At 55.9% G+C, this 15,630-nt stretch carries 9 protein-coding genes; 5 read left to right on the plus strand and 4 right to left on the minus strand.

Annotation, left to right across the window (positions count from 1 at the left end):
• The first annotated feature begins 29 nt into the window (after window positions 1–29).
• Window positions 30–941 carry an SDR family oxidoreductase gene (locus ASC74_RS18525; protein WP_056743017.1) on the plus strand — a complete coding sequence of 304 codons (912 nt, stop codon included), beginning with the start codon at window positions 30–32 and terminating at the stop codon, window positions 939–941.
• 79 nt (window positions 942–1,020) lie between these two features.
• On the opposite strand, the gene ASC74_RS18530 is transcribed toward ASC74_RS18525, so the two are convergent.
• The 3 genes from ASC74_RS18530 to ASC74_RS18540 all read right to left on the minus strand — a co-directional run bounded on the left by ASC74_RS18530 (window position 1,021) and on the right by ASC74_RS18540 (window position 4,513).
• A complete protein-coding gene (locus ASC74_RS18530; protein ID WP_056743019.1) occupies window positions 1,021–1,788 on the minus strand; it encodes an N-acetylmuramoyl-L-alanine amidase in 768 nt (255 codons plus the stop codon).
• Window positions 1,789–2,010: 222 nt separating this feature from the next.
• Window positions 2,011–2,277, minus strand: a complete 267-nt coding sequence (locus tag ASC74_RS18535; RefSeq protein WP_056743020.1) for a bacteriocin immunity protein — start codon at window positions 2,275–2,277, stop codon at window positions 2,011–2,013.
• A 1-nt stretch (window position 2,278) separates the two neighbouring features.
• Window positions 2,279–4,513, minus strand: coding sequence for an S-type pyocin domain-containing protein (locus ASC74_RS18540; protein WP_056743022.1), 2,235 nt, complete (start codon window positions 4,511–4,513; stop codon window positions 2,279–2,281).
• A gap of 744 nt (window positions 4,514–5,257) precedes the next feature.
• Between ASC74_RS18540 and ASC74_RS18545 the strand changes: the two genes are divergently transcribed.
• From ASC74_RS18545 to ASC74_RS18560, 4 genes are all read left to right on the plus strand, one after another.
• The gene (locus ASC74_RS18545) at window positions 5,258–7,051 is read left to right on the plus strand and encodes a DUF1302 domain-containing protein (RefSeq protein ID WP_046045901.1); all 1,794 of its coding nucleotides are present in this window, start codon (window positions 5,258–5,260) and stop codon (window positions 7,049–7,051) included.
• Between the two features lie 23 nt (window positions 7,052–7,074).
• On the plus strand, window positions 7,075–8,442 hold the full coding sequence (locus ASC74_RS18550; RefSeq protein WP_056743024.1) for a DUF1329 domain-containing protein: 1,368 nt from the start codon (window positions 7,075–7,077) through the stop codon (window positions 8,440–8,442).
• A 140-nt stretch (window positions 8,443–8,582) separates the two neighbouring features.
• Window positions 8,583–11,132 (plus strand): LuxR C-terminal-related transcriptional regulator, encoded by a 2,550-nt coding sequence (locus tag ASC74_RS18555; RefSeq protein WP_056743026.1) that lies wholly within the window; start codon window positions 8,583–8,585, stop codon window positions 11,130–11,132.
• A gap of 155 nt (window positions 11,133–11,287) precedes the next feature.
• A complete protein-coding gene (locus tag ASC74_RS18560; RefSeq protein ID WP_330219785.1) occupies window positions 11,288–14,716 on the plus strand; it encodes a dermonecrotic toxin domain-containing protein in 3,429 nt (1,142 codons plus the stop codon).
• Window positions 14,717–14,760: 44 nt separating this feature from the next.
• On the opposite strand, the gene ASC74_RS18565 is transcribed toward ASC74_RS18560, so the two are convergent.
• Complete coding sequence (locus tag ASC74_RS18565) at window positions 14,761–15,552, minus strand: IclR family transcriptional regulator (protein ID WP_056743030.1); 792 nt, start codon at window positions 15,550–15,552, stop codon at window positions 14,761–14,763.
• Between the last annotated feature and the right edge of the window lie 78 nt (window positions 15,553–15,630).

Below are 15,630 nucleotides of genomic sequence, written 5' to 3' on the forward strand. Positions count from 1 at the left end.
ATTGTCCCCTGGCCTGCTGGAGTCCCCCAATGAATGAGTCTGTGCGCTTCGAAGATAAAGTCGTGATTATCACGGGGGCAGGCGGCGGCCTGGGCCGGGCCCACGCGCTGCTGTTCGCCAAACAGGGCGCCAAAGTGCTGGTCAACGACCTCGGCGGTTCGGCTCAGGGCGAAGGCGCAAACGCTTCGGCAGCCGACCGGGTAGTGGCCGAAATCCGCGAGGCCGGTGGCATCGCGGAGGCCAATCATGACTCCGTCACCGACGGCGACAAAATCGTTCAGAACGCCTTGGACACCTTCGGTCGTGTCGATGTAGTGGTCAACAACGCCGGGATCCTGCGGGACAAGACCTTCCACAAAATGGAAGACGGCGACTGGGACCTGGTTTACCGCGTCCACGTCGAAGGCGCCTACAAAGTCACCCGCGCCGCCTGGCCGCACCTGCGCGAGCAAAACTACGGCCGCATCATCTTCACCGCTTCGACCTCGGGCATTTACGGCAACTTCGGCCAGTCCAACTACGGCATGGCCAAACTCGGCCTCTACGGCCTGACCCGAACCCTGGCCATCGAAGGCCGCAAGAACAACATCCTGGTCAACGCCATCGCCCCCACCGGCGGCACCCGCATGACCGAAGGCCTGATCCCGCCGCAAGTCTTTGAACAACTCAAACCGGAACTGGTCAGCCCGCTGGTGGTGTACCTCGCCAGTGAGAACTGCCAGGAAACCTCCGGGCTGTTTGAAGTCGGTGGCGGCTGGATGGGCAAGGTGCGCTGGGAACGAAGCCTCGGCGCGGGGTTTGATCCTCGGGTTGGTTTCTCCCCGGAAGATGTGGCTGCGCATTGGCAACAGATCTGCGATTTCGAAGGCGCGGCGCACCCGCAGGACAACCTTGAAGCGCTGAAGGAAATGATGGCGAATTTGCAGAAGTATTCGGTTTGATGGAAACCAGCAAGGTCACCGTTTTTTTGACCTTGCTGGTTCTTGATAGTCGGGACTGAAGTCTGGTTTGCAGCGGTCTTCAAGGAAAATACTTGTGAACCAATGCTGCCAGATTCGCGGCCGTTTGCGCATCCATGATCCCGTCGTACGTTTCCGGGCGAAAATGCAGCTGAAAGGCCCGAACCAGGTGTGTGAAGCCTTGTTCGGTTGACGCGCCGGAAACGTCATACCCGTAAGTCTTGAACAGTTTGAGCAATTCGCTTCGGGCTGGAATGCCGGTCTCGCAATATTGCTGCAGATAGATGTCTCGGGTGGCACCGTCGAACCAGGCACCCACGCCTTTCAAGTAAAGGGCATGCCAGGGGAATTTCGGCCCTGGGTCACTCTTGCGGCCGACCGCAATATCCGAGTGCCCCAGAACAAGGGTCGGGCTGATATCCGGGTAACGTTCAAGGATGTTCAGCGCCAACTCTTCAATGGCGGCAATTTGTTCTGGCTGATACGGCGGAAAGTTGAAAACCCCTTGGCTAAACGTTGCAAGGTTGACGATTTCAACGCCAATAGACGTGTCGTTCAGACTGCTTTGGTTGCCCCAGGTACTGACGCCCGCGTGCCATGCGCGCTTGGTTTCGTCGACGAGACTGAACACTTCCTGCCTGGTATAGCCTGCTTTCAAGTAGCTTGGATCGGTGATGTCGGGAACCAGGTAGTGGGCGCTGACATTAGGGCCGGTCAGTGCATTGACCGAACTGGAGAAGTTGCCAGCTGTGTAGTGGAAAATCAGAAAGCGTACGCGGGTGTTGAAGCTTTTAGTGGTGCGGTACTTGTTGTAGTCAATGGGTTTCATGGAAATATTGCTCGCAATTAATTAGGTTAGAGTCGGCGTACAAAAGAACGGCTGACTTGTTTTTAACCTTAATCGCGAGGGCGCTTCACGTGATTACATAACTATGTAGTCGTTTTCCGAGAAATGTGTAGGTTGTAGACAGCCACTCACAGGTTTAAATAAGTATTGTCTGTGAGTGGGTGGTGTGAGAAGCAAGCACGAATGCTTGCTTCTATGTATTCATTACTTTACTTCAGTTTTGAATCCCGGCTTTCCGTTGGTCGATCGCCATTGTTTGATCGCGTTTATTACACCGTTTGGACTGTCTTCAACACCCTCTCTAGGGTCATATAAAATGCCTGTGCCGTCGGGGTGTTCGGACGTAAGTACAATGTTTTCTACAATTGCATCATGCTCGGCTTCGGATGAGTAATTGCCATCGAATAAACACTCTATGAGGTCTAAGTATTCGTCTTCTGTGTATTCTTCCAGTGTGCTACGAAGATTCATTTCATTCTCCTTTTGTATTGGAGTGAGTGCTGATGTGCAGTTTCGGCGTCATCACTCGAAGGTTGTCCATGTCATAGACCTCACCGCCTGCTCCGATGGGATTGATATGGTGGATTTCATATTTTTTTCGACTCCCCACTTGGTCCTGAGGAGGTGCAGCAGGAGCAAGTCGGTTTTTCATATCTATTTGCCTTAACTTCGTAAATTGGTCGCTCAACAGTTCATCGTCGCCCATAGCTTTCCAAAATGCCCTACGAAACGCTTTAAAACTCGAAAACTCTCTCCCTCGAAATTTATCCGCAATCTGAATAGGAATCGGCGCTCCTTCTCCCGTTGAGGCCGCACCCACCCAGCTTCCTGAAACCGACTGTCCGCTACCGCTGGCAACACCGGGATCCTGCCGCCGATCCCTGAACATCGTGAACGTCGGAGGGATCCCGGACTCGATCGGAAAGACGGTGATAAAGCCACCAAATCCGTAGCGATCCAGCTCTGGAAACGGATCGATCCGTCCCGCGTCGGGGGTGACGGTAGCGCCTTCATAGATCGGCAGGTCAGTGTCGATCAGCGGAAATTCCGTTGAAGGATTCTGCGGTTCTACCAACGGCGTCCAGGTGATGACGGGGCCGTTGGAGACGGTGCTGCCGGATACGTAAACATTCTTGCGCACGTCAAAGTGAGCAAACCTCACCGGCACACTCGCGGGTACTGTCACTCCGTCAGTGGTCACAACAACGATCTCTACCTCGTTGCCTATCGTCCTCGAGCCGAGTCTCACTGGCAGGTCGATCTCCCCTCCGACGGCTGCCAGTTCATACAGGTCGGCAGTTGAATCAGGAGCGAGTTCTGACAGCGGAACACTGACAGAGAAAAGATCACCGTTACCCAGCCTGGAGGGAGCCAATAGAGCGGCGAACCCGACCAGGACCGGCGCTGCTACTGACGCGAGTGCTGCGACAGCCGCGGATACCGCTGCTCGTAACGCGGTCCTGAGCGCCAAGGACGTCGCTGGACTAATGCCGACAGTTCCGAGTGTGCCGGTAAACGTTGGGCCGAATGCCGCCAGTGAACCGACATTGGCAAACGAGGGGCTTTGCCACCGAGCCTCTGTTTCCTCGCGCCATTGCGTCAGAAGGCGTGCTTGCTCGAGTTGTCGTTGGGTCTCGGCCTCTGCCGCCAGACGAGCCTGTTGCCGCTCGCGCTCTTGCGCCTGCTTTTCCTTTTGCTGCTGTATTTTCAGATTCGCCAGTTGAGATTGGCGTCGAGCCACGGCGGTAGCTGTATCAATGACTTTCCTGCGAGTCTCCAGACTCTGTCTTTCTGTTTGCAGTTGCTTTTGTATCTGCTCGATTCGCTGTTCCATGTCAGCTTGGAGACGAGCCTGCTCGGCTGCGAAATGCTGTGCGGCTGCTTCTGCCTTGGCTTCAGCCTCAGCCAGAGCTGTATTCAATGCTGCAATTCGTGCCCTTTCTTGAGCCTCATGCTGAACCAGAGCCGCCTGAAGCTGAGCTTTAGATTTAGCTTGAGCCTCAACATAAGCGTTAGCTTCCGCCTGTATGCGCGCCTCTTCAGCGGCAATACGTTGGGCTTCCCGTTCCGCTGCTAATCGCGCCTGTTCAGCGGCCTGCATGGCACTGAGGGTGTGTTGAAGATTGACTGTTCGCTGGTGGAGCGACTGCAGGGTTTGAGACAGTAATCTGGCATCGATCGCGGCTCTGAGTGATTGATTCAAGGCCTGCATGGCAATGCCATTCGGTCCCGGCCACTTCTCCATCTTCGTGGCTTTGATCATGAATTCATTGATATGCCGGTTAAATGGATCACCTCCATAAAACATATTGGCAGTGGCTGTTTTACTGTGGAACTCTGCGGTCTTACGTTGTGTGAGTTTATTCAGTACCCCTAATTCCCGGACGACGGATTGCAAAGGTGGAACTGGATCCGTTGGACCTTCATGTCGGGTCGCTGCCAGTTCTGCCTCTATGGTTTGCGGTAGTTCGCTGGAACTGGTCTGATATTCCTGCTCCAGCGCCTTGGTCGTATTTATTACGGTGCCTCGATTTTGATTGTAAGTCGAAACACCGGGCCCAAATGGGCCTGCTTGCAAACGAGTTCCACTTCTAGGCGGGGGTATAAAATGATCGGGTGCGACGCCTACTGTATGTATAGGTGTGGTTATTTCGAGAAAACCTAGCCTCGAGTTATTTCCCTGTGGTGGTTTTGGTGGTTTTTGCATATTCATATCCTTTTGAATTTGCGCGCTGTTTAAGATGTAAGTTTTGTTGGCGTGTATGCACTGCCAACAGTTTTATCGTGCCATTTCAAGTTACAGCCAATCGAAAAGTAATGGGTCTGAGAGGTGTGTGGGCTTTTGCACATAAACTTGAGAGGCGTTTCGATAAGGCGGGAATACAGGCGAGATTGTCCTCTGAGTAAGAAGATGTTTCTTATGCAGTTACAGGAAATGTCTTGTAGGACTTGTTTTAAACATCTAGTAAAACGGGCTGGCACCACAAAACCATCGCCCATAAAAAAGGCCGCTGCAAACGCAGCGGCCAAAGTAAGACGATTGATCAAGGAGCAATAAATCAACGTCAGTGAACACGGGGCGATGAGTCGAAAATCTTCAATTCATCTGAAATCTGTCGCTAATGGCGTGGACTGGCCACCGCCATTGCTTCGTGCTTTCCGGCCGTTTGCCGTGAAAGCCCGGCAAGAATAAGGTCTTGAGCCAAAAGGAAAAATAGCGATTCGTGACATGAACTGTTGCAGCATGAGTAACAGTGGCAACAAGCCCCGCCCACACGCCATGCGCTGCGTTGATAACCCCCCATCCAGCCCATCCATAACCCGCGCAAAACGCCGTCCCATGCGGGGATTCATCCTTTGGAGGTACATCGCGAATACCTCCTTGGTGCGCTTATCGCTCCCAACGTGCGGCAGTAGGGTGGGGCCTTCTGTCACTCACCGGGGAAGACGCATGACAAAAACAACAATGCGCGCCATCTTCACGCCGCAAGCGCTCGCCGCTGCGGTTGCCTTGGGTTGCTGCGCCCAGGCGCAGGCTGTTTCATTCAACATCGGGGAAATCGAGGGGACTTTTGATTCTTCGCTGTCCGTCGGCGCGAGCTGGGGCATGCGCGATGCCGACAAATCCCTGGTGGGCATCGTCAATGGCGGGACCGGCCAGTCTTCGACCGGGGATGACGGGCGGCTGAATTTCAAAAAGGGCGAAACCTTCTCCAAGATCTTCAAGGGTATTCATGACCTCGAACTGAAGTACGGCGACACCGGGGTGTTCGTGCGTGGCAAGTACTGGTATGACTTCGAACTCAAGGACGAGGACCGCGAATTCAAACCGATCAGTGACAGCGGTCGTAAAGAAGGTGCCAAGTCCTCCGGGGCGCAGCTGCTCGACGCCTTCGTCTATCACAACTATTCCATCGCCGAGCTGCCGGGCACTGTGCGCGCCGGCAAGCAGGTGGTCAGTTGGGGTGAAAGTACCTTCATCGGCAACTCGATCAACAGCATCAACCCGATCGACGTTTCAGCGTTCCGCCGTCCTGGCGCCGAAATCAAGGAAGGCCTGATTCCGGTGAACATGCTGTTCGCCTCCCAAAGCCTGACCGACCAACTCTCGGTGGAAGGTTTCTATCAACTGGAGTGGGACCAGACCGTCGTCGACAACTGCGGCACCTTCTTCGGCAACGACGTGGTGGCTGACGGCTGCAACAAGAATTACACGGTTGCCAGCCCGGCGATTGCACCGTTGCAACCGATCGCTGCAGCGTTTGGCCAAGGCTTCGAAGTCAGTCAGGAAGGTGTGATCGTACCGCGCGGTGGTGACCGCGATGCCCGCGACTCCGGGCAGTGGGGGACGGCGCTGCGCTGGCTCGGCGACGACACCGAGTACGGTCTGTACTTCATGAACTATCACAGCCGCAGCCCGACGGTCGGCACCACCACTGCCGGCCTGACAACGCTGGCACGGATCCCGGCCATCGTCGGTGCCGCCAACAGAATCGCGCCCGGTACCGGGTCGGCACTGGCTCAGAGTGTGATGCTCGGACGCGGCCAGTATTACCTTGAGTACCCGGAAGACATCCGTCTCTACGGTGCGAGCTTTTCCACCACCTTGCCTACCGGCACGGCGTGGACCGGCGAGATCAGCTATCGCCCCAACGCTCCGGTGCAAGTCAACACCAACGACCTGACCCTGGCTTTGCTCAACCCGATCGCAGGCGGCGCCGCATCGCCTATCGCGACCACGCCAGGTGCCGACAACAAAGGCTACCGCCGCAAGGAAGTGACGCAGGTCCAGAGCACCCTGACGCACTTCTTTGACCAAGTGTTGGGTGCCCAACGGCTGACCCTGGTGGGCGAAGCGGCGGTGGTACACGTCGGTGGCCTGGAATCGCGAACCAAACTGCGTTACGGCCGTGACTCGGTCTATGGTCAGTACGGTTTTGGCGGCGATACCGACGGCTTCGTCACCTCGACCTCTTGGGGCTACCGCGCCCGGGCGATCCTCGATTACGCCAACGTCATCGGCGGGATCAACCTCAAGCCCAACCTGTCCTGGTCCCACGACGTCGCCGGCTACGGCCCCAACGGGCTGTTCAACGAAGGCGCCAAGGCCGTCAGCGTCGGCGTCGATGCCGACTACCGCAACACCTATACCGCGAGCCTCAGTTACACCGATTTCTTCGGCGGTGACTACAACACCCTGGAAGACCGCGACTTCCTGGCGCTGAGCTTCGGCGTGAACTTCTGATCTGGCTGAGAAGGATGATTTTAATGCGCAAGATGATTCTGCAATGCGGCGCCCTGGCCTTGAGTCTGCTGGCTGCCAACGTGATGGCGGCGGTCTCGCCGGAAGAAGCCAACAAGCTTGGCACCAGCCTCACGCCGCTGGGTGCCGAGAAGGCCGGCAACGCCGATGGCTCGATCCCGGCCTGGACCGGCGGCATCCCGAAAAACGCCGGCGCTGTGGACAGCAAAGGCTTCCTGGCTGACCCGTTCGCCAGCGAGAAACCACTGTTTATCATCACCGCCGCGACGGTCGACAAGTACAAAGACAAGTTGTCGGAAGGTCAGGTGGCGATGTTCAAGCGCTACCCGGAAACCTACAAGATCCCGGTGTACCCGACCCACCGCACCGTGGCCGTACCCCCGGAGATTTACGAGTCGGCCAAGCGCAGCGCACTGAACGTGAACAGCATCAACGACGGTAACGGCCTGGCCAACTTCACCGGCAACCGCTACTACGCCTTCCCGATTCCGAAGACCGGCGTCGAGGTGCTGTGGAACCACATCACCCGCTATCACGGCGGTAACCTGCGCCGCATCATCACTCAGGTGACCCCGCAAACGAACGGCAGCTACACGCCGATCCGCTTCGAGGAAGAGATCGCCGTACCACAATTGATGAAGGAACTGGACCCGGAAAAAGCCGCCAACGTGCTGACCTTCTTCAAGCAATCGGTGACGGCACCTGCACGTCTGGCGGGTAACGTGCTGCTGGTGCACGAAACCCTCGATCAGGTGAAAGAGCCGCGTCTGGCGTGGATCTACAACGCCGGCCAGCGCCGTGTGCGTCGCGCACCGCAAGTGGCTTATGACGGGCCGGGTACTGCCGCTGACGGCCTGCGCACGTCCGACAACTTCGACATGTTCTCCGGCGCACCGGATCGCTACGACTGGAAACTGGTCGGCAAGAAGGAAATGTACATCCCTTACAACAGCTACAAACTCGATTCGCCGAGCCTCAAGTACGACGACATCGTCAAGGCCGGGCACATCAACCAGGACCTGACCCGTTATGAGTTGCACCGGGTCTGGGAAATTATCGGTACGGTCAAGCCGAGCGAGCGGCACATCTACGCCAAACGCCACATGTACCTCGACGAAGACAGCTGGCAAGTGGCGCTGGCAGACCATTACGACGGTCGCGGTCAGCTGTGGCGGGTGGCGGAGGGTCACGCTCAGTACTACTACGATCACCAGACTCCGGCCTACACCCTCGAAGCGCTCTACGACATCATTGCCGGCCGATACATTGCCCTGGGAATGAAGAACGAAGAGAAGCACAGTTTCGAATTCGGCTTCGAAGCCAAGGCTGCCGACTACACCCCATCGGCCTTGCGCGCCGAGGGCGTTCGGTAAGGGTTTTGATACATTGGCAGTACAAAAGGCGACCGGGTGGTCGCCTTTTTTATGGCTGCCAATCAGCGTGCTGAATACTTCTCAACAAGCGGGTTAGAGAGGGCTAGGGTTGCCGGACAATTATAAAAAGGCACGCCGCAATGACCGCCATGATCCCGTGTCTGGACCGTTCTGGATTCCTGCCCCGTCTGTCCACTCATCACCAGTCACGGGCTCGCTTGACCGAGCCGTTACTGACCTCCACGGCCCGGGTGAAATTACTTTGCGCGCCGGCCGGCAGTGGCAAGACAGCGCTGCTCGCCGAATGCCTGTTGCAGGCACCAACCCAGTGTCGGGTGCATTGGTTGCCATTGTCTGGCGCGGTGTTGAGCGCGATGGATTTTCGTCATCGTCTGGCAGAGACGCTGGGGCTGGCTACTTCAGGTGAATCCGAATTGCTGGGGTATCTGTCACGATTGCAGACGCCAACCTGGCTGTTTCTCGATGACTATTGCCGCGTCCCGAACCCCGAGTTGGACTTGCTACTGGATCGCATGCTGGCGCTTAGCAGCCCGATGTTGACCTGGTGGCTGGGTGCTCGCCGCCGGCCGCCCTGCAACTGGCCAAGGTTGCTGCTCGACGATGAGTTGTACGAGTGCGAAAGCACTTCGCTGGCTTTCACGCCAGGTGAAGTCGAGCAGATATTGCAGCCCTGGGTACCGGAGCAGGCCAGCAAGGTGGCCAGTCGGATCATCCAGCGCACCGGCGGCTGGTGTGCCGGTGTGCGGATTGCATTGCTGCACAAGTGCGACTGGTCGCGTCAGGACAAACCCCTGGGACGGGCGGACACCTTGCTCGATTACCTGGAGCATGAGTTGTTCAGCTCGCTGACGCCTGAGTTGAGCGAGGCCTGGCGCGTGCTGGCCCACTTGCCCCGCTTCAATGCCCGGCTGTGCGATCACCTGTTCGGGGCCGGAGAGGGCGCTCAGTACTTGCGGACCTTGCAAGTGCTGGGCTGTTTTATCGAACCTTGGAGGGACTCCACCGATTGGCTGCAGATATTCACACCGTTCACGCAGTTGTTGCGCGATGAGCAATGGCCGGCGGGACGCTCCTGGCATCGGCGTGCCTGCCAATGGTTCTGTACCGAACAGGACTGGAAATCGGGCTTCGAACAGGCATTGCTCGCCGAGGAATACGAAGTGGCGGTCAGCCTGTTGCAGCACTTCAGTTTCGAGCATTTGTTCGAGGAACAAACGGTGGTGCTGTTGTTGCGTTTGCATGAGCAGCAAGGCGAGGAACTGACGCTGGGCAGCCCGCAATTGGTCGGATTGATTACAGCTGCGCTGTTGTTCGCCGGACGTTTCGAACAGGCGACTGCCTGTATCGCTCATTTGGCGCATTTCACGCCTCAACCGTCGGCGGTGCTTCAGCGTCAACTGATTGCACGTTGGCAGGCCCTGCAGGGTTGGTTGCTGCATTTACAGGGACGAATGGAGGCTTCGCGCGCACACTTTCTTGACGCGTTGAGCGCGCTCGATCCCGAATGCTGGACGGCGCGCCTGATGTGTTTGTCCGGTTTGACGCAACAGGCATTGCTAAGGGGCGAACTCGACGTGGCGCAAGCCCACAACCGCGAGGCGCTGTGCCTGGCGCGGGCGCAAGGTTCGCTGGTGTTCGAGGGCCTGATGGAGCTCGATCATGCGCAATGGCTGGAGCAGCGCGGCGCCCCGGCTCGTGCCGAAAGTCTGCTTTGCGACATCGATGAATTGCTCCGCCAGCGTTCGGACCGACCTGCACCTTTGTTGGGGCGGATTGCGTTGCGGCGAGGGCGGTTGGCCTTGTGTATGGGCGCAGACGAGCGCGCTGCCGAGTTCTTTCAGGCGGGCCTGGACGATTGCTTGCGCAACCACGACAAGCGCGTGTTGTATGGATTTCTGGGTCAGGCCCAATTGGCTGCGAACCAGGGCGATTACGCCCAGGCGTTCGTCCGGTTGCGCGATGCCGAGCGGCTGATGCAACAACGGCACATTCCAGACACGGTCTACCGCGGCGTTCTGCTGCAAGTCAGCAGCCAGCTCTGGTTGCAACAAGGCCGTCCGGAACTGGCACACGAGGCCCTGACCCGCGTGTTGCGCCACTATCGCGGGTCGAATGCTCGGCAGGCACCGCCGGCGACCCTGGAGCTTATTGCGCGAATCGAATACTTGCTGGTCCTGGCCGATACCCAATTGCACGTGGCGATCGAACCTTTGGCGCAGCTTCACGGGGCGCTGGTCGTTGCGCACGAACGCGGCATGTTGAACCTGGAAACAGAACTGCAACTGATGATCGCTCAAGTGGCCTGGCTCACCGGCGATAGTGCGCGGGCGCAAAGTGCCCTGCAGCGGGGCCAGGAGTTGGCGGAGCGCGGTCATTTACAGTTGGCGCTGCGTGAATTGAGTTTGCGCCAGCCCGATTTGTACAGTTGTGCGGGGCTGGTAGATCCCAGGGAAAAGGCTGAGGCGGTGATTGCGGAGGGCCCTCTGAGTCGACGGGAACTTGAAGTGCTCACTTTGATTGCGCAGGGTAATTCCAATCAACAGATTGCCGAGCAACTTTATATTTCCGTTCATACGGTAAAAACCCATGCGCGTCGTATTCATGGGAAGTTAGGTGTTGAGCGTAGAACGCAAGCGGTGGCCAGGGCTAAGTTGTTGAAGTTGTGTTAGGTGAAATAAGGGGTGTGAGTGCGGTGTTAAATTTATTGAAATAAACATCGTATGTTCGATTGAGGATTATTCTTTTAGAGTTGGGTTCAAGTTCCAGAGTAAATAAAAATTATTTACCGCTTAGCTCGAAATAAAGGATGAATCAATTGAACAAGATGTTCACGAGCCTGATGCTCGATACCCTGCGCCAACGCGTCGATAGTGCAACTGAATTTAAGAAGGCTAACTTGGTAGGTCAACAACTGTTGGCGGTGCTGAAGGCGATTCCTTCGTTCAAGGACATGGCGCGAAATCGATTGGTTGAAAAACTTCGGGAACATAACCCGGACCTTGAGCTGGATAAGGTTTTTGTAAACAGAGGCAGCTATGCCCAAGGGCTTGAAAGCCGACCGACCGGCTCGTTGTGGGAGGTACATCTGGAATGTTTGTCACGTAATCTGTCTCCCAACTACGTGATCGGTTCTGATGGTGTGTATGACCGCCCGAACACGACCGACAGCCAATTCAAAGTTCCTGGGCTGGATATCTATCAGGTTGAGCGCCTTCTCGAGAATGCCCGCCAAGATCTGAGCTGGAAGCATCGCAATAGTCTTGACCAGTATTGGAAGGCTGCGGCCAGTGGGCAAGTCGATGGAAACCCTTCATCTACCCACAAGGATGTTCTGCAGCAATCGATAGCAAAGACGCTGATGGCGGAGCTTTCCTTGAGCGTTATCGGTGGGCGGCTTGAGCCTCATCACGGCGAGCGGGTTGCAGATATTTTACTGTCGGGTCATGGCGGGTCACTGTATCAAGTGGTGATTAATAATGTGGGCCAGTTCCCTGTTCGCCTTCCCTCGGGATTTGTCGTGGACATGTCAGGTTTGGGTGACGCTGAGCTGTTACTGAACAATGATCATTACACGTGCGTGCTGTATACCCCCGACCGAGGGTTCGAGTTTTTCCTGAGCAGCAATGACGTACATGCAGCGTTGTGCAGTCGTCTGTCGATATCCGGGGGCGGTATTTCTTACCCACGCCTGCAGGAAAGTGCGTTTCAGTATTGCGCCGGTTCGCATATCAAACACCAGAAAGATGAAGTGTCGAAGCTGTTGGGGAAAAGCGATTACAGCGTCGCGGGACTCTTCGCGTCTCTGGAAAATACTCAGCAACTTGGCGCACTTCGACACCATTGGCGGGTGAGTTTTGAAGCATTGCAAGCCGCTGTTAAACGCACTGAGTGGCCCAACTGGTTGAAGGCAGCACCTGAGTCCGTACAGGAGCGCTATTCGGAACTTGAGTACTCGATGGTCAAGTACGAGTCTGACTTTAACGCCACATTCAATGGGTATTTTTCTTTACGGGAGTATACCCGACGGCAAGTTGCCGATTGGACCCGGAGTGCTCTAGGTATCGAATTGGATTCCGAGAGCATTCGGGTGCGCAGTGTCTATGAGTTCAAGGTCGGTGGACGGACTATCCGTCAAGAGGACAGCTACACCTTGACCGAGTTCGTGACGATTGGCTTGCATGATTCCGATCATCGCGCCCGGTTGGTGCTTGAGGGCGGCGAGGCCTTCGGTCTGACCATCGCGAAGCTCGAGAACTGGTTGCAAGATGTTGATGTGCGAGCAAGCTTTGTGAATGCTCAGCCGGCCAACCCGCCTCAGCCTTACCGCGACGCGTTGAACAATAAAATGTTCAGTCAGATGAAGTTTGCCTCATGGGTTGCTCAACAGTCCGGTCGCTTCAGCAGCGAGGATTTCAATCTCGTCAATCGGGCAATGGCCGGCGACTCGGCAGTATTGATCAATGTTGTGAGTATTGCGGGTTCCACTCAACCGTTGAAGGACGTGCTGGTGTTCCATGGAAGTCAGGGTGCGCTGGGGCCGCAGCAGGTTTTTCTGAGAAACTCTCATGGTCACTATGAGTTTCTGCGTTTCGGCAGCTTTTCTGAATTTGCAGATCAACTCAAACTCTGGATGAGCGGTGATTCTGTTTATGCTGCGTCGCTGATTAACCCCAATGACCTGCCAACCATCGGTAAATGGTTAGAGCAGGCGAGGGAGCGGCCGTGGAACCTGGCTACAATTCGTGTCGCTGCGGTGGTACTGAGTCGCAGCCCGAATGAACCGCTGGCCGGCTTGGTGCAGGAGGATTACCAGCGGGCATTCGCAGAAATAAATTTGGTGGCACCTCTGAATTATCGACGTGTCCCGCAATCCCTGCGTCAGACGTACGCTCGGCTCAATACAGAACTCAAGGCGCTGTATACGGTCGAGTTCCGTGACACCGGATTCCCATCCTTTGAGGTCTTCGCTCGCAAACTTATTAAACAGCGGGTAGAACAGGTACTTCGAGAACGAGGGAGCGCTATCGATGTAGATCCGGATCTTGTTTATGTACAGATCAGTCCTCAAGAGGATATGACCCTGTCGCAACTGATTATCAGTGAGCGTAGTTTTGACGCCAACAACAGTCCGCGCCCGGATCCTCGGGACTATCCGCGATTCCACTGGTCAACGGCTCACCCGTCACTGGATAAATTGTCGATCCGGGATATTTCCGGTTGGTCGAAAACACTTCGTCCGGGTGAGAAATATATTGAGTTGTTAACGTCTGATTATTTGCCGTCAAGTGATCCACTGTATACGTTTAAGCAAGAGGTAAACTTTAAAAAATTGCAGGGTGAGATGTATCAGGCGTTACTCTCCCAATATTTTGAGGCTGGTTTGGATGATGAACAGTTGAATAGCTTGGAACGCATCATTGTCGGATTGAGAACTCCTGAGAGGTACCGCGGTTCGGAGCCCGTTGTCAATACTGAAAGTGTTTACTATTTTACGTTGAAGAGTGTCCGTAAAGTTGAGGGTGTTTATATTTTTCGAGCCGTCACAAGCAAGGGGGTTGAAGACTTTATTTACACTCCGCATGCACCGGATCATGTCGCATTTCGTAGCGTAACTAAGTTTGTGGGGTCTATTCGAGATCGCCAGGGGCCGTTCAGGGATTACTACATCAAGCGGATAAGCTTTCTCAATAAGAAGGTCATTAACGATTATTTCGATGAGCTTGATGCGAATCTTGATACCGTAGCGCCACCGAAGCCTCTGATCAATACTCGCGTCAGGGATTTGCGAATGTCCTACGGAATTCACGTCAGGCGGGTTATCGAGGACGTGGACACCCAAACTACCAGTCTTGCCGAAATTATCGGAGGCCTGGTTTACGAAAACCTGAAGTTGGCGGCCACTGTTATCAGTATCGTCATTCCTCCCGTTGGCCTCGCGGTAACGGCGATCGAAGTCGCTAAAAACATCTACGACGGCATCAAGGCTCACTACTACGGTGACTACGAGGCCGCGTTTACCCATGTCAAGGATGCCCTGATCGGGCTGGTCGGTCTGTCTGGGGTGGGGCAGGGAGTTGAGAGCGTGACCAAGGCGCAGAAGACGCTCATTCAACTGGTGGGTGATGCCAATACCGTGGTGGGGCTGATGTCCACGGCGATGGGGCAGACACTCGGTCACGAGCGTCTGCTTGAGATCTTCCAGCAAGTACTCGACGAACCTGACGTCAGTACTAGTAAAACCATAGTGATTTGACGGGCAGTTAACATTCGCCTGGCAGCTATGCCGTCAGCGGAATCTCAAATCGAGCTGGCGGGCTCAAACCCCATTCGCCAGCTCACGGCCCGCGTCGCCGCCAGCAATCGCTGCGCCGCCGGGCCGTTTTCATCGGCATGGAACAACGAGGTCGGGCCGACGATGGTCATCACCGCCGCGACCTGTCCGACCGCGTTGAACACCGGTGCCGACAAGGCGTCCACGCCCGGCATCAGCAAACCATGCACATGGTGCAGACCGCGTTCGCGGATCTGTTCGCACAACGCCGCATAGGCTTGATCGTCCGCCAGCGCATGTGAAGCGCTGCTGTGCAGTTCCTGCTCGCGCAAATCGACGGTTTCACGCTTCGGCAGATAGGCGCCGAACACCAGCCCTGTTGAAGAGCTGAGCAACGGCAACACCGAACCCAGTTGAGTCACCACCGTCACCGCGCGCACCGCCGGTTCGATGTGCACCACGGTCGCACCCTGATTGCCCCACACTGCTATAAAGCAGGTTTCATTCAGATCGTCACGCAACTCGGCCAAGGGCAGGGCGCCGACTTTCAGCACGTCCATACTGTTGAGTGCGGCGAGACCAACGCGCAAGGCTTCGCGGCCCAGACCGTAGTGGTTGGTAGCAGCATTCTGTTCAGCAAAACCGCTGGCAATCAGCGCCTGTAAATAGCGGTGAACCTTGCTCGCCGGCATTTGCACGTGTTCAGCCAGGCGCGACAGTGAAGTCGATGGCGATAACTCGGCCAAGGCCTTGAGGATGTCGGTGCCGACCTCGGCCGAGCGGACTTTCTGTTTATCGTTGCTGCGCGGCGTTTCCATGGAGGCGGTCTGATCCCGGGACGAATGGGCGTCTTTATAGCTTGACGGTCAATACCAATCAAATTACGTTAATCGTAA

Origin of the sequence: Pseudomonas sp. Root329, from assembly GCF_001424925.1 — a bacterium.
In the GTDB taxonomy this organism is placed as follows: domain Bacteria; phylum Pseudomonadota; class Gammaproteobacteria; order Pseudomonadales; family Pseudomonadaceae; genus Aquipseudomonas; species Aquipseudomonas arabinosi.

Coding starts and splice junctions, on each gene's coding strand:
- ASC74_RS18525 (WP_056743017.1), top strand. CDS start 30: ATGAATGAGTCTGTGCGCTTCGAAGATAAAGTCGTGATTATCACGGGG.
- ASC74_RS18530 (WP_056743019.1), bottom strand. CDS start 1,788: ATGAAACCCATTGACTACAACAAGTACCGCACCACTAAAAGCTTCAAC.
- ASC74_RS18535 (WP_056743020.1), bottom strand. CDS start 2,277: ATGAATCTTCGTAGCACACTGGAAGAATACACAGAAGACGAATACTTA.
- ASC74_RS18540 (WP_056743022.1), bottom strand. CDS start 4,513: ATGCAAAAACCACCAAAACCACCACAGGGAAATAACTCGAGGCTAGGT.
- ASC74_RS18545 (WP_046045901.1), top strand. CDS start 5,258: ATGACAAAAACAACAATGCGCGCCATCTTCACGCCGCAAGCGCTCGCC.
- ASC74_RS18550 (WP_056743024.1), top strand. CDS start 7,075: ATGCGCAAGATGATTCTGCAATGCGGCGCCCTGGCCTTGAGTCTGCTG.
- ASC74_RS18555 (WP_056743026.1), top strand. CDS start 8,583: ATGACCGCCATGATCCCGTGTCTGGACCGTTCTGGATTCCTGCCCCGT.
- ASC74_RS18560 (WP_330219785.1), top strand. CDS start 11,288: ATGTTCACGAGCCTGATGCTCGATACCCTGCGCCAACGCGTCGATAGT.
- ASC74_RS18565 (WP_056743030.1), bottom strand. CDS start 15,552: ATGGAAACGCCGCGCAGCAACGATAAACAGAAAGTCCGCTCGGCCGAG.